The organism is Chitinophagales bacterium (assembly GCA_040877935.1).
GTDB lineage: Bacteria > Bacteroidota > Bacteroidia > Chitinophagales > CAIOSU01 > JBBDNB01.
Window position 1 is genome coordinate 23760 of the sequence record JBBDNB010000062.1, and the last position, 22591, is coordinate 46350.

A 22591-nucleotide genomic window follows, 5' to 3' on the forward strand; every position below is an offset into this window, starting at 1 on the left:
GTCGCAAAAAAATGAGTAGCATTAACCCAGATATTCATCCCGAATGGCTCGAAGCGCTTAGCGAAGAATTTCAAAAGGACTATTTCACTCAAATCAAGAATTTTCTGATTGAAGAAAAGCGAAACGGTCAAACGATATATCCACCGGGTCCTTTGATGTTCAATGCATTCAATCGCACCCCTTTCAACAAAGTAAAGGTTGTTATATTAGGTCAGGATCCCTATCACGGCCCCGAACAGGCACATGGACTTTGTTTTTCTGTTCCAGATGGGATAAAGCCCCCACCCTCTTTGGTAAATATTTTCAAAGAACTGCAAGAGGACCTGGACTTGCCCATCCCTCCAAGTGGAAACCTGGAACCCTGGGCAGACAGAGGCGTTTTGCTGCTCAATGCTTTTCTAAGTGTCCGCAAAAGCAGCCCCGCTTCTCACAGTAAAATAGGCTGGGAAATATTTACCAATGCCGTGATCGAAAAATTATCGCAAGAAAGGGAAGGACTGGTTTTTCTGCTGTGGGGACGTTTTGCACAAAACAAAGCCGAATTGATAGATGCCGGTAAACACCATATTCTGAAAGCGGCACACCCCTCTCCCTTTTCAGCTCACAATGGTTTTTTCGGATGCAAGCATTTTTCTAAAAGCAATGCACTTTTGGAAGAACGGGGACTTGAACCTATTAACTGGAGACTCTAATTCAAACTGATTTTAAAAGCAGATAAACTGTTTTTCTCTTCAGAACTTATCAATATCTGATTGCCATTTTTGAAAAGGTCTTCAATTATAAATTTACTGTGCCCCTTTAGTGGAAATAGTTCTGTTGTTGAGTATTGTTCATCCAGCAAAAATATCTGTCCCGATGCTTTAGATAAGAAACCAAGTTTATTGTCCAACTGAAAAGGCCTACTGTCAATAGCAATGGGACTGCTAATGGTTTCAAGCAATTGCAATGTGCTATTGTACACATAAATTGTATTGGTATCCGTAAATACAATTTCAGTATTGCCATCCCCATCCAGATCAAATGCATTGAAGTCAAAGAAACTCAAAGTGTCATTAAAATCAAGGGTCTTGAATGCGCCTTCCATATCCACAACAAAGAGTTGCTGCTTTTCTTTGCTGAAATTATAAAGTTTAAACGCTTCAGGATTTTCAATAAAGGCAAAAGGAAAATCAAACTCCGTTTTTGTCAAAATTGGCGGTACTTTTTTCTCTCCTCTCCTGTCGAAATAGAAAAGTTCTCCTTCTTCATTTGCAGCAATAATATAATCTATACCCTTGATTTGGCAATATTCCAATGGCTGTGTGATGGTACCTGCCCGAACTTTAGGGCTCCAACCAGGAAGTGGCTTACCACTTTGGTAAAACCCGTAAATTCTGTTGCGACCAGCCATAAAATAGCGGTAAATATGCTTGTTGTCATAATTGGTCAACAACAATCCATTGCTGGAATTCACAGGCAATTTCAGCGGAAATCCCGCCACATTATTGCCTTCCCTGTCAATTAAATAAATGTGTGATTCAGAATTGAAAACCATTTGAAGCTTTCCGTTTTTATAGTAATCGAGTTGAAAAACTTCATCCCCGAAAATTTGTCCCTGTAGCTCTTTTTTCCAGAGCAATTTGCCATTTCTATTGATGAGGTAAATTTGATTGTTTTTGTCCTGTACCAATATTTCCAGCGCACCATTTGTATGATTTGTCAGAATAAAAGGCCCCTTGCTCAATTCTGCATCCAGTTCTTGTGTCCATAGCTTTTCCTTTGCTGAACCAACCTGAACATCCTGTTTTTGGTTGTATTGCAAAATACCATTGGTAAAGAAAAGTCCCTTGAAATTGCTAAACTGCAATGCTCCGAATTCAAAGTTTTTCCAATCCTTTTCATTGTCAGTTAATGCCTTGCTCAGATTTGCATTCAAAAGCGATTTCAAAAGCTGAAAACTATAGCCCGGCTGAATGTGCAATGTGAAATTAGAATTTGAGGAAATTTGTTTATTGAAAGCCAGGTAATTTCTATCTCTGGACAAAGTATTGCCATTCAGGTACTTGCTGATGATTTTTTTCAATTCTTCAAGGGAATTGGCCAGTAATACAAAATCCCCTATCAATGTATAATAAGGATCTCTCAAACCTGCATTTGGAACAGAAAGCAGCTCTGCATAATTATTCCCAGACAAGCGACCAATTGAATAACCATTGTAATCCTGGCTGAAAGTTTGATTTTGCAGCTCCGTCACTTCCTTCAGGCTTTCTCTCGCCCGCTCTGAATCAGTGCACTGAATATAGTATAATAAAGTTCTTTCCCATTGATCGTCAAGGGTTTCAAGTATAGCAAAACCTCTTGAATGCCCCACCCAAGTGGCAAAGTAGCTGTGATAGGGAAATTCTTCCGATTCTGATTCCGACAATAGCGGTGCGTGAATATTTAAAAAAACGGCTGTATTCACAGGTAAAATACGGCCTGCTTCCATTTCCCCCGGTTGTAGTGCTGCAAATTTGCTCAGGAAATTTGTGTCCCCGGCAGCAGTATATCCATTGATTGCCAGTACAGATTGCTCCATGCTGAGTTCCAATTGAATCCATGAGGCAAAATTTCTAACAAATTGCTTGAGATCATTTCTTTCCTGATCAATTAGCAATTCGCTTAAGAGTGCTTCGTCTGAAGCTTTGATATAGACTCTAATTCCAGTTCCGGAAGAAGAAAGTGCATTTAAAGATTGAAAATCGGCATCTGACTTAAGCCAGGATGATTTATTTAATTGTTCTATTGCTTCTTCCACCATAAAGGGCGTGAAACACGCCATTAATATTCCCTTGTGGTATGCTATTGTCAGCATTCCTAAATTGGTAGATGCTTCAAAAATAGAGATGCCTTTGTAGTGGCGTTCTTCAATTTTACGCTGGCTCCCTAATTTTTTTATAAAACTGATAAAACTTGCTTTATTGAGGTTTTTGGTTTCCAACAAGTAGAGATAATCAAATTCACCGGCATTGGTCAAAGCTGCCTGTATCAGTAATTTTCTATTGTCAAAAAGACTTGCTCCCGAATCGGGTCTGGCCAATATTTGATCCATTATCTCGGTTTGTCTCAGCAGTTGCGAAACAGCCCCTGTAGTTGATAGCTCTTGATAATAGTTTGTAGCGGTAAATTTTTTATTAAAATCAGACCAACTTTCTATCTCCATAAAAAAAGTAGTGGAAGGTGGCAAAGCATCGTAAAGTTCTGCCTCTTCTTGTTCTTCTAATTGATAAAAAAACCAAATACTACCGGCAATGGCAAGAAGGAACAGGACAGCAATAAGTATACTCAAGCGCTTCATCTGCAAAGCTTGTTTTTAATCGGGGTTTTGTGCAATTGCATTTCTAATACAAATTGCGGAATCAAAGGTAATTATTCCCGCTTTGTTTTTACTTTTAAGCTATAAACAAGAAATTGCAAAATGTTCAAAATAGTAATGAGTATTGGCTGCCTGTCGGCAGCACTGAGTGTAATATTGGGCGCTTTCGGGGCTCATGGCCTCAAAAACATCTTGAGTGGATATCAGTTAGACATCTTTAAAACGGGGATCAATTATCAGTTTTTCCACAGTTTTGCGCTTTTGCTGCTCGCACTTTTCTGCAAAGAAGAATGGAACAACTTGAGTATTTATGCAGCTTATGCTTTCGGAATTGGGATAGTGTTTTTCTCAGGCTCTCTCTATCTTTTAGCCGTGAAAGATGTTTTCACTTTGATTCCCACTAAGATACTCGGACCAATAACGCCTTTGGGCGGCTTGCTTTTTATTGTTGGCTGGGTATTGTTTGCAGTTTCGGTATTGAGGAAATAATGCCCAAAAGCTATTCAATGGCAGGCTTTCCCGGTTTGTAGTTTTTATATTTTTTCCTAAAATAGAATATGCCTGCAATTCCAAGAAGAATAAACACCACGGCAATAAACTCAGCTTGTGTTGCCTGGAAGCCAAATATTTCCAATTTGGTATTTACCCTGATCTTTTCGATAAAAAAGCGTTCAACACCATTCAGTGTCAGATACAGACTTATCATTACGCCAGGAATTGTAATCTTTTTTCTGATGTTCCAAAGGAAAACAAACAAAATAGTAGCCATAATACCTTCATAAAGAGGCGTTGGATAAACAGGTTGTTCCAATACCTTGCAGTATGTTTCCATACATCCGGGGATTGTTGTTCCCTGGTTAATGATATTGTGTGGATAATCATAAGCCCACAGCCAATCGGGCAGCCAAACCAGCCAATCGGGTTTGGGAGCAGTATTTACAATTCCCCAGTCACCGTCACCAGAAACCTGGCATCCCATTCTGCCTACAGCATAGGCAATAAACAAAGTTGGAGCTATGGTGTCAGCAAGTATTAGCGGATGTATATTTTTTTTCCAAGCATAGTAACTTACTCCAATAGCACCACCAATAATACCACCGTATATGGCCAATCCACTGAAGAAATTTCCTAATGGGTCGTTAATAAAATCCATTAAATTGCCAGGGGCTTCAAAAAAATTGAAAATTTTAGCCCCAGCAATACCTGAAAAAGCAGCCATAATCACAATATCACCAGTAAGTTCATGTGGAAAAACTTTAACTTTTTCTTTTTTTGGTTTATCAAGTTTTACTTTGTTTTTTTCATAATATTTAAGGTATAATAAGAATATTGCTACTACAAGACCACCAATCACGCTTCCTTCAGATGAAAGGATAAATTCCTGTGGCATTTTACTGAAAGCTTGATAATTGGTGATAATCGGCAGTAACTTATAGCCAATAATAAAACCTATGAGCGCATTTCCTCCCAACTCTAATGGAGAAGCAGGTTTACCTATCCACACTTCTTTAGTAAATGGCTGAAAATAACCCAGTTTCTCTTTTCTGATAATATCTCTGCGCATAAACCATGCAGCAATTAAAAAGGCCAAAGCCACAAAAAACCCAAAAGAAAAAATAGGGAGCGGAACATAGAGTCCAGTGAGATCAAAAATCAGGTCGGAAAGTGTTGCATAGCAACGCAAAATTAATATCTGGCTAAAAATCATGAAGTTTGTATAGTATAGTTTTGAGAAAATTCAGGAATCCACATTTCACCGGATGCTGTTAATTTTTCCAGTGGCAGTTCCTGAATGGTATTGCACAATAGTGCATCAAAAGGATGTTTTATTTTTATATAATTGTCAGTAAATCCGTAGATGTACCCTTGTTTGTTTTCAGATTCAAAAAGTACCGGTCGCTCTGTATTTATAAATTGCTTGTAAAAATAGCGCCTCTTTTTAACCGATAAGCTGCGCAGCATTTTACTTCTTTTGCGTCTTTCTTCCATTGGAACAATACCGGGCATTTCAACAGCAAGTGTATTGGGACGTTCGGAGTAGGTAAATACGTGCAAATAAGAAATGTCAAGTTCATTTAGAAATTCATAGGTTTCCAGGAAATCTGCTTCTGTTTCGCCCGGAAAGCCCACTATCACATCTACACCAATGCAGGCATGAGGCATTGCTGCCTTAATTTGCTCAACCCGCTCTGCATAAAGCTCTCGCAAATATCTTCTGCGCATAGCTTTCAGCATTTTGTTTGATCCACTTTGCAGCGGTATATGAAAATGCGGCATAAAACGCTGTGAATTTGCTACAAGTTGAATGATTTCCTTGCTCAATAAATTGGGTTCAATTGAAGAAATACGAATCCTGTTGATCTCCTCAATTTCATCCAATGCTTTAATCAAATCCAAAAAACTTTCTCCAGGACGTGGAGCCCCGTGAGGACCTTTGCCAAAATCTCCGGTATTCACCCCGGTAAGCACAATCTCTTTTACATCAGTAGCAGCTATTTTCCTTGCATTTTGCATTACTGAATCTATGCTAAGACTTCTGCTTCTGCCGCGTGCCAGGGGAATGGTACAAAAAGCACAGGAATAATCGCAACCATCCTGCACTTTTAGGAAAGTTCGGGTGCGGTCGCCATAAGACCACGCATCATTGTAATTGTCAATCGCTTCTATATCTGAGGCAAAAACCTGGCAGTTGTGTGTATTTTCATCCAGGTCATTGACATATTCAAGTACATTAAATTTTTCTTTAGCGCCCAAAACCAAATCCACCCCTGGAATAGAAGCAATTTCTTCGGGCTGTAACTGCGCATAGCAACCAATGATTACAATTTTAGAATCCGGAGCCTGTTGCTCAAGCTTACGCACCAAGCTGCGGCACTTTTTGTCTGCATTATCGGTAACCGAACATGTGTTGAGGATATATACATCGGCTTCCTGATCGAAATCCACTTTGGAGTATCCGGCAGACTCAAACTGCCGACCAATAGCCGATGTTTCGGAAAAATTGAGCTTACAGCCCAAGGTATATAAAGCAACTTTCTTTAAATTACTCATCAGGCATGCAAAGATAAGGCTTATACTTTTACAGAATAGTTTTAAAAATAAAAGATTTTAAAGGCCTCTTAGAACTGGCAATTTTATTGCTGCTGACTTCTTGATAAACTCTCATAATAATTGGCCATCTTTATATCCCCCTGTTCTCTGTAAAGATGGGAAAGTGCTGCAGCAAGTTGTGGATCCTGCTTGATTCTATATGCCTGCTCAAAATTTTCTATTGCTTTAGCTTTTTCTCCAATTTCCAGATAAGTCTTGGCTAAATTTGAATAAGGATCAAAGGCAGTAGGGTGTTTTGAAATTGCTTCTTTGTTGACTTTTATTGCTTTTTCAAAATCTCCAATGCGAAACAAGGCATAAGATAAGGATGCATAATATGGCAATGAATTATTAGTGTTTTTGATTGCTTGCTCATAGTATGGAACAGCTTTTTCAGGCATGTCATTTTCCTCGTATATATTAGCAATATTAACCATAGCATCAGTAAAGGTTGAATCCATTTCCAATACTTTTTTGAAAGCTTTTATTGCCTCATTGTAATTTCCTTTCACCATATAAACTCGGCCAAGATCATAGCGCGCATTGAAAAAATCGGGGTAAATCTCACAGGCTTTTTTGAAATGCTTTATGCCCTGATCTACATACTTTTGTTTTAAGCGGGGATTATTGATTTTTGCAAATTCCTGCATAGAAAACCTCCCCAATAGATTGTTCGCTTGAGCAGATTTACCTAAATGCTTTATATCGTGCTCCATCAAGGTTAGCGCATCTACCCAAAGACTATTACGGGCAACTGTTTTTAAGGAATAAGCTCCAAGAATGAATACTGTTAATAAAATAAAACCCGGTTTTAAGCGGATTTTAGATTCATTGTAAAAATCAATTCGAAAAGCTTTAAAAAGAATAAATGTAAGTATCAAACAAAAGCCAAGAGAAGCAACATAAGTAAAACGGTCACCCATCATACCGACTACCGGGAATATAATATTAGAGAATACAGAAATACAAGCCAGGTAATAAATAATTCCAAAACCAACTATTAATAATTCTTTTTTGTATAACAAATAAATTGCTAATGAAAGCAATGCAAAGTGCAAAAGCAATGAAATTAAGGATTGGGGATTATTTAAACCAACAGGCTCTATGTATGCATATCCGTAATAAAAACCCATGGGATGCGGAATAAACAAGAGCTTGAGGTATTCACCCAAGACATAAAAAGATGTGCCAAGTTTTACATTCCATGTATCATCAAATGAAAGTGGCATTTCCACATAATGAATTGGTCGGTTTGTTGAATAAAAAGTTTGAGGAGAGAGATAAACTATAGACTCATCTTCTTCAGGCTGCTCTGTATTTACCTGTGTATCAAGCACGTCAATCGAGTTTTCGATTGGTTGATTTGAAGCGTTTAGGGCTTCAACATTCGTAAAAAAATGCAGATTAATGAATAGCAAAACAGGAATAAACAGTACAATAACCTGGCTTAGCGTTATAGGTTTTCTAGTCGTGAATAATATAAGAAATATAAGAGGCTGAGTTGCAGGTAATATTAATTCACCTAGATCTCCTTCAATTTGAATGTTAAAAAACAAAAGGGCTATTAGCAAAATAAACTCTACTACAATAAATGTATAGAATATCCAGCTTTTAATTTTCCCTACAAATGCAAAATAGGTAATGATAAAGCCTATAATTGCAAATACAAAATCTGTATCATCTATTAAAAATGAAAACAAAATAAATATTGATATCAAGATTAAATTATAGCCAGATTTTAATGGTCTTGAGGAGAATAAAATATTTATAAACACAACATAGCTAAAAACATCAAAACTAAAGCTAGTATTGAACCACATGCTCTCAATCCCTAATATTAACAACAAAGGTATTAAGCTAATATCACGCACATCTTTATTTCCGAACCAGTTTAAAATAGAAAGTGACAATACTGAGAGCCCTGCTAAGTAATAATTTGAATGTAATACTGAAGTAAAACAAAATACAATAGCCAACACAAAGAAAGTCAAAACAAGCCCTCTGCTCAGGGTTTTATTTGGGAAGAATAAAGTTGATTTTTTTTCTTCAATTGACAGTGGAATGTGATCATCAAAATATCGGCTCCATGAAAATTTAGCAGACCACCATTTAATCAGGAATTTTGTGTTTTTTGAAAACCAATAATTTGCATCAGGATTAAAGTATATAAATAATAGAATTGGAACTGAAAATAGTATTGCCCCAAAATAAATGTGATGAGAGGTAAAGCTTAAAGGAACCAATAAGACTGAAATAACAAGCAATGGAAGCAAAATAACTAATAGTTGTTTTATTCCAGGTCTTAGAAACAATATTGCTGCAAAAGGAGTGATAAAAGCGAAAGGCAAAACACTCATTTTAGACAATAAGGCCAATAAAAAACTAATGGCTATACCAATAACATAAAACCAATTTTTCTTAATTATCAATTTAATTGAGAAATAGATAGTACAGAGCCCACCCAGGAAACTTAAAATTTCATCTCTGTTTTTTATGTTGGCAATAGCCTCAGTGTGTAGAGGGTGCGAAAGAAACAATAAAACCATAGTAAGGTGAAAAACCGTGTTCAGGTTTGGAAATAGATGCATTAACAATAAAAACAGAAGTATGCCGGTTATGGCGTACAATAACACATTTATAAAGTGACTGACATGAGGATTTTCACCAAATAAGCTATGCTCTATTGCAAAAGTAGATAATACTACAGGCCTGTATTCATAGGCATAACCCTGATCGTCTTCATAGTAGGGGGAAGTGAAAATTTCAGGTATTGCAGCAATTCCCTTTGATGTAAGTCTGTGATTTTTTGTAACTAAATTGTCATCCATATTGTAGGAATGACCAATCGTATTAGCATATAGAAGAAATGTAACAATGAATATTATAAGGTACAAAACCCTTCTTTGCACAATACTTTCTTTATCTATAGTAATTATCTGATTCAATTCTCAGGTGTTTGTTAGACAATTTAATATTCTATTGCTGTGGTATAGTAAAACTTTCATAATAATTGGCCATTTTAATATTTCCCTGCTTTCTGTATAGGTCGGAAATCATCATCGCAATATTTCCATCTTTTTGAATTTCAAAAGCCCTTTCCATATACTTTATAGCTGAAGTGGTGTCATTAATATCCAAATATACTTCACCCAGATTCATCAATAAATCAATATTGTTTGGGTATCTCTCAATACCCTCTTTATTGACCTGAATTGCTTTTTGATATTCCCCCAGTACTGCCCATGATTTTATAAGTTCAAAATAATACTCTATTGGACTATCGGAATTATTGATGATTATCCTATAATAAGGGATAGCCTTTTTGATCATATTATTTGAGGCATAAATATTCGCTACATAAATTGCAGAATTATAATAAGTTGAATCCATTTCTATAGCTCTATCAAATGCTCTAACTGCTTCAGCTTCGTTGCCTTTAGACATATGTGCACGCCCAAGATCATATGTGGCATTAAAAAATTCCGGATATATATCCGTAGCTTTTTCAAAATGCTTAATTCCCTGATTAAGGTATTTTCTTTGTTCCTGATGATTATTACTATTCGCATACTGCTGCATACTATAGTTAGCCAAAAGATAATGTGCTTTAGCAGATTTGTCCAGGTGCTTAATATCATGCTCCATGAGCGTTAGAGGATCCTTCCACAAACTATTTCTTGCTATGGTTTTTAATGAATATGCACTTAAAATAATAACTACAAGAACAATAAAACTTTTTTTAATTTTTATTTCATCATTTTTAGCAATATCTATTTTAAAAACTTTTAAAAGTGAATATGCCAATACCAGGCAAAAGCCCAGAGAAGCAATATAAGTAAAGCGATCTGCCATCATACCAACTACTGGAAACACAAAATTAGAGAATACAGAAATACAGGCCAGATAATATACAATTCCAAAACTTACAATTAAATGTTTGCGGGCTATGAACAAATAAACTGCAAGAAAAAGCAATGCCAAATGCAGTATTAGGGAAATTAAAGCTTGTGGATTATCTATGGATACAGGTACGATGTAAGCATAACCATAATAAAAACCCATAGGGTGCGGGAATATCAATAGCTTTAAATATTCGCCCAGCACATATGCAGAAGTACCGATTTTTTTATTCCAGGAGGCATCATAAGCCAAAGGCATTTCATCAAAAGTAATAGGACGATCAGTTGTAAAAAAAGTCTGGGGGCTAAGTAAAAACGGTTCCAAATTAGGTTTAGATACCGGTGTGTCAGGTTTGCCCTCTTTTAATTTTTTCTCTAATTGTGCTTTATTAAGCTCTTTTTTAAAATCAAGCTTAACATGTACATCAATTAACAAAACAATTGGAATAACACACAATAAAACCCTCATTATTAGCAGGGGTTTCCTGATCATATATACCGATACAATAACAATTGATATTGCAATGGGGACAATTATCTCTTTCACTTCTTTGCTGCCTAATATATGCTCAATTACATAACTCAATCCAAACATTATAGACAATAGAAAAACGACTTGAGAGATTCTTTTATGCAACAATCCTCTATGATGCATAAATGCCAATGTGAAAAAGACTATTGATGGTATTAGTCCTAAATCTACTTCTGTAAAAAAAGTAAAAGGAATATACACCAATGCTAAAACGCATATATAATACAACCTGTTTTTTTTCATGTTTGTAAACAACCCCAATGCAAGTACATGAAATACTAAATACATTGATACAGACAAATCGTAGTATGCGTTAATTAAGCTTATTATTACAATCAAAAAAACAAAGCTTACAGTTCTTACCTGCAAATTTCCATACCAAAAAAGCCCACCTGCTGATAACAGAGAAACTGAAATACAGAAATAATTATCATATAAAAAGCCAAGGGGAAGTAAAATTACACCTATCAAAAAAGTTGAGAAAACCACCCCTCTCCCAACAGGCTTATTTGGAAACAAAAAATGATTTTCACTTTGCTCTTCAGAATCTTTCTGATATATCTTTTTCAAAAAATCAATTGAAAAAGATCTGTTGAACCACTTTACCTTTTTTCCAAACGACTCCAGTAATAAGGGTGTAATTTTGTTATCAAAAAAAAAGAAAAGCAATATCGGGATTATTAAAAGCAATGCTCCAAATACGGCCTGATATTTCAGCACATTAAAAGGCACTAAAAAAAAAGCAATCAATGTCAATGGGACATGAATAATCAAAAATTGTTTCAACCCTGGCCTTACAAATAAAACTACTGCAATCGGAATGATGAAAGCAAAAGGCAATACACTCATTTTAGACAAGAGACCAAACAAATAACAGATTGCAATGCCTATGGCGTAGAGCCAATTGTTCTTATTTATTAAAGCTAAAGCAAAATACATGGCGCCAAGCCCGCCCAATAGACTTAGAATTTCATCCCTGTTTTTGATATTCGCTATGGCTTCTGTGTGTAGTGGATGCGCAAGAAAAAGTAAGACTACGCTTAAAGGAAACAGTATATTAAGTTGGGGGAAGAGCTGAATCAGCAATATCAAAAGAACCACCCCTGTCAGGGCATACAGTAGCACATTGATAAAATGACTTACATGTGGGTTATCTCCAAACAAACTATTTTCGATCGCAAAAGTAGACAACACAATAGGCCTGTATTCATAGGCATAGCCCTGATCGTCTTCATAGTATGGAGAAGTGAAAATTTCAGGGATTGCAGCAATTCCCTTTGATGTGAGCCTGTGATTTTGAGTTACCAAAACATCATCCATATTGTAAGAATGGCCAATGGTATTCCCGTAAAGCAGAAAAGTAAATAGCACAAGAAAAATACAGATGAAACGCAACTGCTTTTGTTCTATTTTTTTTATTCTGATTACATTCATAATGTTCCTAATTAAGTTCAGGAATTGACAGTGTTAATCCTATTGAGCAATCTCCATATCAGTAGTTTGATTTTTTGGATATAGGTTTCTTTAAATGCTTCCTGTTTCAAATCAGAATCAACATTATATTTCTTCAACATTTCTGAATATGAATTAAAACACGGCATTAGATGTGGATCTTTATCCTCATAAAAACACTGTAAAGTAGTAGGATTAAAATGAATAAATACTACAGGCCATTGCCCATTGATCAGCACTTTACCATTATGCTCACCTCTTCTGCAGATATCAAGGTTCCACCCGGCCAAATTACATCCCTTATGCTCTAATACTTTTGTTTTTGGTTCAATGATTGGTATTAGGTCAAGGTATTTCTGATCATCAAAAAGACCCCGCATGTAATTTTTTTGACAGCGATACAAACAACATCCTGCCCACCACTCTATTGCAGAAATTGCATTTTTATTAACTGCAACAAAACCGGCATTATACAAACCTACTCTAAAATTCGCTTCCAACCAGTTTTGGTTTTCCAATGGATCTCTAGAATAATTATGGGGAGTAAGCAACACATTATAATTACTTAGTTCTTTGAACAAAAAATTAAAAGCTCCAAAAAATGCAATGTCATTGTCGACATAAATCACCTTCTGCAACATTATTTCCCTGAGCAAATAAAGTAAAAAAACCGGTTTCATTGTCCAACGCAATTTGTCTGCGTTTGCATTGTATTTCTTTAATATACTTTGACTCAGGTTATCTTTACAACAATCGTGGGGAGTATAAAATATGACATTATCAAAAGGGCTTTCAATAGAACCTACATCATCTACATCTGTAATTAAAACATGAAGACACACATCTTTATCTATTTCATAAAGCGATTCATAAAGCACAAACACTTTATGCAGATGGCTTTCAGTAGATATAGTTGCGAAATTGTAAGTCATAATTGATCTTGAAAATCACTTTGTGTTTTTGTAATAAGTTTTAAACCAACTGGCCATTTCAGCAATTCCTGACTTTAAATCAGTAGCCGGTTTATAAGTAATAATATCCTGTAGCAAACTTGTATCAGCATGTGTATGACTAAGTTCATTATCAGGTAATGGTGCAACATTGAAAATGGCTTCCTTATTTAAGTTTTTGCTAATTTCCTGAAGATAATCTTTTACTGATACAGGGTTTCCATAACCAATATTAAAACAAGCGGTGTCAGACTTCATATGACCTTCCAATACCTTCTCTGACAACAGTTCAATAGATTTTACAATATCTGATACATGGGTAAAATCCCGGGAAACTTTACCTCCATTGTAAAGCGTAAGGGCATTCCCCTTTTCTACTGACTCCATAAATTTCCACCCGGCCATATCTTTGCGCACCCATGAACCATAAACTGTAAAAAAACGAAGTCCAATACATTGCAAATTAAATTGCTTGGCGTAATTTGAAGCTGTAAGCTCATTGATTCTTTTGGTTGTGCCATAAAAGGACAATTGTTGATCTACCTGTTCGCTTTCCTTGAAAACAGGGTTGTTATTGTTGTAAACCGAAGAGCTGCTTGCATAAATAATCTTGTTGACCCCATTAATTCTGCTTGCCTCCAATACATTGTAAAAACCCTGTACATTGGTATCAAAATATAGTTTCGGGTCTATAGCAGATTTGGCAATACCAGTGCAGGCCGCAAGGTGAATTACAAGGTCGGGCTTAAATTTTCCAATCACCGTTTTTAGCGCATCATAGTTTCTGATATCAGTTTCCAGGTACTCAATTTCCTCTGGCAGTTCCCTGAGCCTGTCGCCATTTATATTAGCTACACTTCCATCTGTAATATCAATACCAAATACAGTATAGTCTCCATATAGTTTTCGGGCAAGGTGAAATCCTATAAAACCTGCAATTCCGGTAATCAGTAGTTTTGGTTTCCTGTTCATCTTTGGCGAAAATATAAAATTAAGCCATCCATTTGTCAAACCACTTATCCATAACGGCAATTTTCCACTTTCGCCAATCGTAGGGTTTATTCATTAGGTGGTCAAGGTAATCATCCGAAAACGTCCCCTGCTTTTTAAGTTTTGACTGTTGAAAAACTTTGCTGTAAAAATCTTTTTTCATATAATACTGATCTGGCCCTACAAAACCTTGTTTCTCACGGTTTATAATAGATTGGGGCAATTTTCCTTTAATATTTTCATGTAGACAGTATTTTTTGACTTCGGATTTATAGTAAGCATCCTCGTGATAGGAAAATATGGTTTCAAATAATTCGTGATCCAAAAAAGGCACCCTTACTTCCAATGAATTGGCCATACTCGCCCGATCTACTTTCACGAGGATAAGTTCTGCCATAAAACATTTGATGTCCATATACTGCATTTGCTTCAAGGGACTCCATTCTTTTTTCAAATGCTTGCGGTAAAACCAAAGCGGGTCTTCTGGAATATATTGATGCAGATCTGGGTGCAACAATTTTTTAAGTTCGTCAACATTAAACTCGCCCATAGAGGCAGCATCGGCATAAAATTTCACCGGATCGGCCTTGCCATTGATCAATTGCTTGATTTTTCCTTTAATGCTTTTAGGATGTGTAATCCGGTAATATTCTTTTTGCCACCAGTATCCTCCAAAAATTTCATCGGCTCCTTCTCCCGATAATACCGCTTTTACATTTTTTCGGGCCAATTTACTCACCAAATAGGTAGGCACAATTGAAATATCGGCAATCGGCTCGTCATAGACCTGTGGCATTTCATCGACATAATCCAAAGAAGTAGCGTCCAACAATTGACTTTGTAGCGGAATGTCCAGGTGATTGGCCACAATTTGGGCATATTGATGTTCAGAGCGTTCCCAATTTTCAAAACCAATGCTAAAGGCCTGTGCATGGGGATAATTGTTTTGTTTCAAATAGGCTGCAATGGCACTGCTGTCATAGCCTCCGCTTAAAAACATGCCCACCGGAACATCGGCCCTGGAATGCCTTTGAACCGATTTTCGCAAAAATTCATCAACCATAGCCGGCAATTCTCCTTTTGGATCTTTTTTGTTTCCGCTTTCCAATTTCCAATATTCATGAATCGCAGTTGTATTGGCCACTGTATCATACTCCAGGTAATGGGCAGGCGGCAATTTGTGTACATTTTCATATATGCTTTTGGGCGATGGCACATAGCGATACACCATAAAATCACAGACTGCCGACCAGTCAGTGTCCATTTGAAACAAGCCACTTGCGCGCAATGCTTTTAATTCGGAAGCAAAACCAAATGTATTTTTTTGATGCGTGTAGTAAAGTGGTTTGATGCCGAATCGATCACGAACCAGGTGAAGCTTTTTGTTTTTAGAGTCGTATATGGCAAAGGCAAACATTCCCTTGAAGCGGTCAATGGACTTTGTTCCCCAGGCGTGCCAGGCTTTTAAAACCACTTCGGTATCAGAATCTGAAATGAAAGTGTATCCCTTTTGTTCCAGCTCTTTTCTGATTTCCCTGAAATTATAGACTTCGCCATTATAGCTAATAGTCAGGCCTAACTCCTGAAAGTGCATCGGCTGGTTTCCTTTGTCTGACAGGTCGAAAAAGGAAAGGCGGGTATGGACCATGCATGTATTGGATCCTGGAATATTGAAAACTCCATAAGCATCCGGTCCCCGGTGCTTCAGTGAATCAGCAACAGCTTCCAGTATGTCGTCCTCTATGTTTATTTCACTTATAAATCCTGCTATTCCACACATGTTCTGCTATGCTGATCGTTCTATCGAATAAAATGGGAAACAAGTTAAGAACTTAGCTTGAGAGATAAAGAATTTATCAGGAAAGTACAGGGCAACCGTATCAAAACATACCTCTACAAGGAGTCATTACAATCCCGAAGATATGTCAGGCGGGTGACAATCGTTTTTGTGAGACTTCCCGAGTCTTTGAGACTTTTAAAGTCTATATTCATTTGGCCTTGGCACATTGTCTCCGTCCAAAATTTGCATAATCCAAAAAAAATGCTGATTATTTAGCCCAATCAAAAAATAGACAATGGGAGCAAAAAGAGCTCTGATCAAATACGGTGGCAATGCCATGCTCAATGACACCTTGAAAATTGAAATTGCCCGAAAAATCAAAAAACTTACTGAAAGCGGTTACCAGGTGATTTTGGTGCACGGAGGCGGGCCTTTTATCAATTCCAGCCTGGAAGAAGCCAATATTCAATCTCAGTTTATCGATGGCCACAGGGTCACTACCAAAGAAGCACTGCGCTTTATAGAACGTACGCTCAAGGGCGAAGTCAACAGTGATCTGGTGAAACACCTAAACAATGCTGGGCTCAATTCTGTAGGACTCTCAGGTAAAGATGGACAATGTATTATAGCCGAAAAAAGAATGCACAAAGATTCCACGGGCAATTCGGTTGATCTCGGTTCAGTGGGTAATGTGAAAAAAGTAAACACCAAATTGCCAGAACTACTGCTTGAAAATGCTTATACTCCCGTAATGACATGTATTGCGGCAGATGAGAATTTTGATGATTTCAATATCAATGCCGATATGTTTGCCGGACATTTGGCCGGAGCATTAAAAGTAGATTATTATATTGTGCTCACAGATGTTGATGGTTTGCTAAAAGACATCAATCGTCCCGAATCAATTTTACATCAAATCTCTGTAAATCAGATTCCGGAACTTAAAAATGAGGTCATTAAAGGGGGAATGATCCCAAAAGTAGAATCCTGTGAAATTGCTTTAGCAAATGGAGCCAAGACCGCAGTAATACTCAATGGAACCAAACCCGAAAGCATTGAAGACTACCTGATTAAAGGAAAAAATACCGGGACAACAATCACAGCAAAGAATATCTGAAACATTAATCAACAATCAATTACAAGAATGGAATTAAGCACAAAACAGCTTCACGAAAAAGATCAGAAATATTATTTGCCAACATTTAAGCGCTATCCACTTGCCTTCAAAAAAGGCAGTGGCTGCTATTTGTGGGATATGGAAGACAATAAATACTTAGATGTACTGGCCGGAATTGCGGTCAATAATGTGGGGCATTGCCATCCTAAAGTGGTCAAAGCCATACAGGAACAAGCCGAAAAGCTCATTCACATTTCCAATTTTTATGTGAGCCCTCAACAGGTTGAATTATCTGAAAAACTCACTGCACTCAGCGGATTGAGTAGGGTATTTCTCACCAATAGCGGAGCAGAATCGGTAGAGGGTGCTATGAAAATTGCACGCAAATATGCCTTTAAAAAAGGCAAAGGCGGCAGTATTATTGCTATGGAAAATTCCTTTCACGGAAGAACCTTAGCAACCATTGCCACAGGAAAAAAGAAATACCAAGAAGGCTTCGCTCCCATTCCGGAGGGATTTTACCGCGTGCCTTTCAACAGTTTAGAAGCTATCAAAGCTCATATAAACAACGATATTGCAGCCATTATTCTTGAACCTGTTCAGGGCGAGGGAGGCATACATTCAGTCCAGGTAGAATTTCTCAAAGAATTAAGGGAATTATGCGATAAAAACGATATTCTTTTGATCTTTGATGAAATTCAATGCGGAATAGGAAGAACAGGAAAGATGTTTGCTAAAGAACACTATGGAGTTGAACCGGATATTATGACACTTGCCAAAGGCCTGGGAGGCGGAACTCCGGTTGGTGCTTTCCTTTGCAATGAAAAAGTGGCCCGCGCCATAAATTTTGGCGATCACGGTACTACTTTTGGTGGAAATCCGCTGGTTTGTGCAGCAGCCATTGCTACGCTCAATGTCATTGAAGATGAAAAGCTTTGCGAAAATGCGCTGGATCTTGGAAACTGGCTTATGGAGGCTCTTGAAAAAATGAAAACTGATTTCCCGATTATTAAAGAGGTTCGCGGAAAAGGGCTGATGATAGGCGTTGAATTGAAAAAACCTGCCGGGGAACTGGTAAAAATGCTCATGGAAAAGAAAATTCTGGCGAATGCCACAGCAGACAATGTATTGCGATTAGTACCACCATTGAACATCAAAAAAGAGGAATTGCAGTATTTACTCAATAATATTGCAGACTGTCTAACAGAAATGGAGAAAAAATAAAATGAGCGATCAAAAATTAAAAGTAGCTATAGTTGGGGCTTCCGGTTTTACTGGTTCAGAACTGGCACGTTTGCTATTGTTTCATCCCCTTGTGGAAATTGTGGCCATTACATCTGAAAGCCACAGCGGAAAACGCTTTTCAGACCTACACCCGCAATTTTGCGAACTGCTCGACATGAATCTTGTTCCGGCAGATCAAATGCCTGAAAGCAAACCCGATGCAGTATTTCTGGCTTTGCCACACGGAGTTTCCATGCATTATATCGAAAAATGGAAAGCCCATAACTTTCGCATTATCGACCTTTCAGGAGATTATCGCCTGAGCGATAAAAGTGTTTATGAAAATTGGTACAAAAAGGAACATACATTTCCCGAAGCTTTTGAAAATGCAGTGTATGGATTGCCGGAATTGCACAAAGAAAAAGTAAAAAATGCAAAATTGGTTGCCAACCCAGGCTGCTATCCTACCGCATCTATATTAGCCCTGGCACCATTGTTCAGCAAGGGCTGGGTTAAAGCAGACTCAGTGATCATCGATGCCAAATCGGGCACAACAGGTGCCGGAATAAAAGCAAGTCCCACCACCCTGTTTTCCAATGTAAATGACAATTTCAAAGCCTACGGCATCAAGTCGCACCGACATACGGTTGAAATTCAGGAGCAACTGGGTGGCCTGGTCAATGCAAACATCGATTTGCAATTCACCCCCCACTTACTGCCACTTGATAGAGGGATTTTAGTAAGTGCCTATGCCAGCCCTGAAAAACCTGTGAATCAGGAAGTTTTGACTGAGCTTTATAAATTGTTCTACAAAGAACATCCTTTTGTGCGCATTCGCAAGGAAGCTCCTACATTGAAAGATGTGCGCTCTTCCAATTTTTGCGATATTTATCCGGTTTGGGATAAGCGGACCAACAGGATAATGATTTTCTCCGCCATAGATAATTTAATGAAAGGGGCAGCAGGACAGGCCGTTCAAAACCTGAACATCATGTATGGGTTCAATGAAAATGCCGGCCTTGAAATTGTTCCGCTAAAACCATGAAAATACATTTCAATTATTCAATATCAAGACAATCAACAAACAACAGTAATGAACCAAAACATCACACACGTAAAAGGTTTTAAATGCTGGGGAGCGCACAGTGGAATAAAATCCATGCGCAGAGACCTGGCTATTATTTATTCTGAAACACCATGTGCAGCTGCTGCCTGCTTTACCCAAAACAAAGTGCAGGCAGAACCAGTGAAACTGAGCAAAAAACACCTAAAGGACAATACGGCACAGGTGCTGGTATGCAATGCCGGAAATGCCAATGCCTGTACTGGTGAACAAGGCAAACTGGGCGCTGAGGCTATGGCAAAAATTACCGCCAGAATGCTTAATTTAAAACCGGAAGATGTAATAGTTGCATCCACAGGATTGATTGGCGAGCCATTTCCTACGCAAGATATTGTAGAAGGTATAGAAACCACCATTCCCAAACTCTCAAAAGAAGCAAAAGCGGGTTCATTCGCAGCAAACGCAATACTCACTACCGATACATTTGCCAAAGAAGGTTTTGTAAGCTATGAACACGAAGGAGTAGAAATCAATCTGGCCGGAATTGCCAAAGGTTCCGGTATGATACATCCCAATATGGCCACCATGCTGGCTTTTGTTGTTACCGATGTAAATATTGATAAGAAACTGCTCAACGAATTGCTCTTGTATTGCACTGAGCGTTCTTTTAACTTAATTACTGTAGATGGTGATACCTCTACCAATGACATGGTTTCTGTAATGGCCAACGGACAAGCCGGCAATAAAAAAATTACTGCTAAAAGCGACCCCGCCTACCAGGTATTCAAAGACAAATTGCTGGAACTGTTGATTCACCTTGCCAAACTCATTGTTTCGGATGGAGAGGGGGCTTCAAAATTTATTGAATACAAAGTGAGCAAAGCTAAAACAGAGGATGTTGCCAGAAAATTGGTGCGCAGTATTTCCGGTTCTACTCTCGTAAAAACTGCCGTGTATGGCCGCGACCCCAACTGGGGCAGAATTATCTGCGCAAGTGGAAATGCCGGAGTGCCTTTCAATTATAAAAAAGCAGACCTTTTTATAGGAGATAAAAATGAAATGATTCAGGTACTCAAAGAAGGACAACCTGCAGATTTTGACCGAAACTTCGTAAAAAAATTATTGCGGGAATCCAATATTCGCATTCACCTGGAATTGCACACGGGACATGCAGAAGCTACCGGATGGGGCAGCGACCTCACGACAGATTATGTGCTTTTTAATTCGGTTTATACTACATAATCACTATATTCAAGGCACTAAAACATCAGTCATGAAAAAGATATGGGTGCTTTTCACATTAGTATCATTCCTCGTAATTATAGAAGCTTGTAAAAAAGATGAAGTGCCTGAAGGTGCTTTAAACGACAAAGACTTATTTAACCTGATTGAAAAACAGAATTACAGCTTTTACAAAGGTAATGACAGCAGACTGCCTGGAGCAAATCCAAATGCACATGGGAGTCACATTCGTACTTTGTTCAATCCCATTGCCCAGTCTGCTTTAGATTCCAATGGGGTATTGCCTTCTAATGCTACTTTTCCTGATAGCTCAATAGTGCTCAAAGAAGTATTTGATGGAGAAAACGGTCCTTTTAAGCTCTATGCCGTAATGATGAAACTGCCCAATCACCCCAATCAAAGTGGCGGCTGGATTTGGAGTGAATACGAAGAGGATGGTAAAACCATCATAAGCATTGCCGATAAAGGCAATCAATGTTTGAGTTGCCACAGTGCCGTTGACAATCGGGATTTGGTGCGGACTTTTGCTTTTCATTAATGTTTATCCTCAAACAATAAAGCGGACTTCTGTAAGCTCCAAACCTATTTGATGCACTCCTTTTAAAATGCGTTTGGTTTGAGCCGAAGAAGGTTTTTTAATGCCTTTAATATACTGGGCCAAAAGGCTTTGATTCATTCCTATCCTTTTGGAAAGTGCCTTTGCATTAATTACTTTGTAAAAATCAAAAAAGCTTTCAAGATCGTATTCAAAACGGATTTCATCAATTTCATAGACAAATCCTAAATCCTCAAAACTTAAATTGACCATCTCAATTATCATCTCCTGCAATTCTTCCCATGTTTCACCCTGTGTAGCAAAACCTCTGTCTTTCCATTGCCCTACAGCACTGTAGCCGCTATCTTCTTTTATAATTTTCAATTTGATTTTTGGTTTTCTTATGGTTGCCATGTCCGTTATCTGTTAAATCATCACTAAAAAATGAATACGTTGGTCGTTGAGCGTAGTCGAAACGATATTATCGAACACACATACTCTTTTAAGCTCGAATTTAAAAGTAATAAATTTATTACTTTATACAAATGTAGTTCATGAAAAGTTGCATTTGTCTTAACTGTCTGACGGTTAATTCTACTGAAGTTCTTGTGGAATTGATTGGTCTGGGACTACCTGATAGTTTAGGGGTCTAAATGGTTTTAACCGTCTGAATTTCTACGGGTATCCAAATAAAAATGGAAAAAATTTATCAGGCATAACTGGCCAACGGCACATAAGGTGTCCGTCTTTTGATTACCGCAAAGATCCTTTGTATCAGTTTGTTCTTGACTGCGTTCATCACCGTCCCGTATTCCTTTCCCTCGTCCATCTTTCGTTGGTAGTAGCCCTTCAGCTGCTTGTCGTACTGGATGGCCACCTGTGCCCCATTGGATAGCAGGGACTTGATGAACTTGTTGCCAAATGGGTGCACCTTGTCCTTACCCTTCCTGGTAGTTCCCGATTGGTTGGGGTACGGGGCAATACTGAGGTAGCTTGCCATTTTGCGGGCATTGCCGAATCGCCCGTAGTTGGAGCTAAAGGCGATAATGGAGGCCGATATGATGGGGCCGACACCAATGACCGAACGCCCCAGTTGATCATTTTTTTGCATCTTTTTGTTTCGACTGACTGTTTCCTGGATACATTTCTCGACTTCAGTTATCTGCTGTTTATACAGTTCAACCAGTTTCCCGTTCTGTTCCTCAAACAGAGCATACATATCGGAATCCAGATCTGGCTTTTGGTTTGCAAGGCTGTTAATGGTGGCCTTTTTCTTGCTTACTAGAAATGCCCTTCTGGAAAGAAGTTTGCGCAGTTTTGTGCAATCCCCGTTGTCCGGCACATCGGCCTGTATCTCGTCCCTGCGCTGATAGGCATAGGTGC

At 38.0% G+C, this 22591-nt stretch carries 17 protein-coding genes; 7 read left to right on the forward strand and 10 right to left on the reverse strand.

Going from position 1 to position 22591, the window contains the following annotated elements; all coding sequences use genetic code 11:
- Positions 1–11 precede the first annotated feature (11 nt).
- Positions 12–692: a uracil-DNA glycosylase gene (ung, locus tag WD048_17245; protein MEX0813967.1), complete on the forward strand. Its 681-nt coding sequence runs from the start codon at positions 12–14 to the stop codon at positions 690–692.
- On the opposite strand, the gene WD048_17250 is transcribed toward ung, so the two are convergent.
- Positions 689–3316 (reverse strand): DUF3352 domain-containing protein, encoded by a 2628-nt coding sequence (locus WD048_17250; GenBank protein ID MEX0813968.1) that lies wholly within the window; start codon positions 3314–3316, stop codon positions 689–691. The two genes, ung and WD048_17250, sit on opposite strands and share 4 nt — an antisense overlap.
- Positions 3317–3436: 120 nt before the next feature.
- On the opposite strand from WD048_17250, the gene WD048_17255 reads away from it, so the two are divergent.
- The gene (locus WD048_17255; protein MEX0813969.1) at positions 3437–3823 is read left to right on the forward strand and encodes a DUF423 domain-containing protein; all 387 of its coding nucleotides are present in this window, start codon (positions 3437–3439) and stop codon (positions 3821–3823) included.
- A gap of 10 nt (positions 3824–3833) precedes the next feature.
- Here the strand turns inward: WD048_17255 and WD048_17260 are convergent, their stop codons facing one another.
- The 7 genes from WD048_17260 to asnB all read right to left on the reverse strand — a co-directional run bounded on the left by WD048_17260 (position 3834) and on the right by asnB (position 16027).
- The gene (locus WD048_17260) at positions 3834–5042 is read right to left on the reverse strand and encodes a prolipoprotein diacylglyceryl transferase family protein (protein ID MEX0813970.1); all 1209 of its coding nucleotides are present in this window, start codon (positions 5040–5042) and stop codon (positions 3834–3836) included.
- Complete coding sequence (mtaB, locus tag WD048_17265) at positions 5039–6385, reverse strand: tRNA (N(6)-L-threonylcarbamoyladenosine(37)-C(2))-methylthiotransferase MtaB (protein ID MEX0813971.1); 1347 nt, start codon at positions 6383–6385, stop codon at positions 5039–5041. Before mtaB ends, WD048_17260 begins: the two co-directional genes overlap by 4 nt.
- 83 nt (positions 6386–6468) lie before the next feature.
- Positions 6469–9369 carry a tetratricopeptide repeat protein gene (locus WD048_17270; protein MEX0813972.1) on the reverse strand — a complete coding sequence of 967 codons (2901 nt, stop codon included), beginning with the start codon at positions 9367–9369 and terminating at the stop codon, positions 6469–6471.
- 31 nt (positions 9370–9400) lie between these two features.
- Positions 9401–12289: a tetratricopeptide repeat protein gene (locus WD048_17275; protein MEX0813973.1), complete on the reverse strand. Its 2889-nt coding sequence runs from the start codon at positions 12287–12289 to the stop codon at positions 9401–9403.
- Positions 12290–12306: 17 nt separating this feature from the next.
- Positions 12307–13239: a hypothetical protein gene (locus WD048_17280; GenBank protein MEX0813974.1), complete on the reverse strand. Its 933-nt coding sequence runs from the start codon at positions 13237–13239 to the stop codon at positions 12307–12309.
- Positions 13240–13254: 15 nt separating this feature from the next.
- Complete coding sequence (locus WD048_17285) at positions 13255–14229, reverse strand: NAD-dependent epimerase/dehydratase family protein (GenBank protein MEX0813975.1); 975 nt, start codon at positions 14227–14229, stop codon at positions 13255–13257.
- A 19-nt stretch (positions 14230–14248) separates the two neighbouring features.
- Positions 14249–16027, reverse strand: coding sequence for an asparagine synthase (glutamine-hydrolyzing) (gene asnB / locus WD048_17290; GenBank protein ID MEX0813976.1), 1779 nt, complete (start codon positions 16025–16027; stop codon positions 14249–14251).
- 295 nt (positions 16028–16322) lie between these two features.
- Here asnB and argB point away from each other — a divergent pair, with 295 nt between their 5' ends.
- From argB to WD048_17315, 5 genes are read left to right on the forward strand one after another with little or no spacing between them, the layout of a single operon-like run.
- Positions 16323–17144, forward strand: a complete 822-nt coding sequence (argB, locus tag WD048_17295) for an acetylglutamate kinase (protein ID MEX0813977.1) — start codon at positions 16323–16325, stop codon at positions 17142–17144.
- 27 nt (positions 17145–17171) lie between these two features.
- Entirely contained in the window at positions 17172–18368 is a 1197-nt protein-coding gene (locus WD048_17300) for an aspartate aminotransferase family protein (GenBank protein MEX0813978.1), read from the forward strand.
- Between the two features lies 1 nt (position 18369).
- Positions 18370–19413, forward strand: a complete 1044-nt coding sequence (gene argC, locus WD048_17305; GenBank protein ID MEX0813979.1) for an N-acetyl-gamma-glutamyl-phosphate reductase — start codon at positions 18370–18372, stop codon at positions 19411–19413.
- A 48-nt stretch (positions 19414–19461) separates the two neighbouring features.
- Positions 19462–20673 (forward strand): bifunctional glutamate N-acetyltransferase/amino-acid acetyltransferase ArgJ, encoded by a 1212-nt coding sequence (gene argJ, locus WD048_17310; GenBank protein ID MEX0813980.1) that lies wholly within the window; start codon positions 19462–19464, stop codon positions 20671–20673.
- A gap of 31 nt (positions 20674–20704) precedes the next feature.
- Positions 20705–21211, forward strand: coding sequence for a cytochrome P460 family protein (locus WD048_17315; protein ID MEX0813981.1), 507 nt, complete (start codon positions 20705–20707; stop codon positions 21209–21211).
- 9 nt (positions 21212–21220) lie between these two features.
- Here WD048_17315 and WD048_17320 read toward each other — a convergent pair whose 3' ends face one another.
- A complete protein-coding gene (locus tag WD048_17320; protein ID MEX0813982.1) occupies positions 21221–21592 on the reverse strand; it encodes a hypothetical protein in 372 nt (123 codons plus the stop codon).
- 325 nt (positions 21593–21917) lie between these two features.
- The coding region (locus WD048_17325; protein ID MEX0813983.1) for a transposase at positions 21918–22591 on the reverse strand (674 nt) is incomplete at its 5' end.

Coding starts and splice junctions, on each gene's coding strand:
- argJ (MEX0813980.1), top strand. CDS start 19,462: ATGAACCAAAACATCACACACGTAAAAGGTTTTAAATGCTGGGGAGCG.
- WD048_17255 (MEX0813969.1), top strand. CDS start 3,437: ATGTTCAAAATAGTAATGAGTATTGGCTGCCTGTCGGCAGCACTGAGT.
- WD048_17250 (MEX0813968.1), bottom strand. CDS start 3,316: ATGAAGCGCTTGAGTATACTTATTGCTGTCCTGTTCCTTCTTGCCATT.
- WD048_17275 (MEX0813973.1), bottom strand. CDS start 12,289: ATGAATGTAATCAGAATAAAAAAAATAGAACAAAAGCAGTTGCGTTTC.
- WD048_17300 (MEX0813978.1), top strand. CDS start 17,172: ATGGAATTAAGCACAAAACAGCTTCACGAAAAAGATCAGAAATATTAT.
- WD048_17315 (MEX0813981.1), top strand. CDS start 20,705: ATGAAAAAGATATGGGTGCTTTTCACATTAGTATCATTCCTCGTAATT.
- WD048_17285 (MEX0813975.1), bottom strand. CDS start 14,229: ATGAACAGGAAACCAAAACTACTGATTACCGGAATTGCAGGTTTTATA.
- argC (MEX0813979.1), top strand. CDS start 18,370: ATGAGCGATCAAAAATTAAAAGTAGCTATAGTTGGGGCTTCCGGTTTT.
- mtaB (MEX0813971.1), bottom strand. CDS start 6,385: ATGAGTAATTTAAAGAAAGTTGCTTTATATACCTTGGGCTGTAAGCTC.
- asnB (MEX0813976.1), bottom strand. CDS start 16,027: ATGTGTGGAATAGCAGGATTTATAAGTGAAATAAACATAGAGGACGAC.
- argB (MEX0813977.1), top strand. CDS start 16,323: ATGGGAGCAAAAAGAGCTCTGATCAAATACGGTGGCAATGCCATGCTC.
- WD048_17260 (MEX0813970.1), bottom strand. CDS start 5,042: ATGATTTTTAGCCAGATATTAATTTTGCGTTGCTATGCAACACTTTCC.
- WD048_17280 (MEX0813974.1), bottom strand. CDS start 13,239: ATGACTTACAATTTCGCAACTATATCTACTGAAAGCCATCTGCATAAA.
- ung (MEX0813967.1), top strand. CDS start 12: ATGAGTAGCATTAACCCAGATATTCATCCCGAATGGCTCGAAGCGCTT.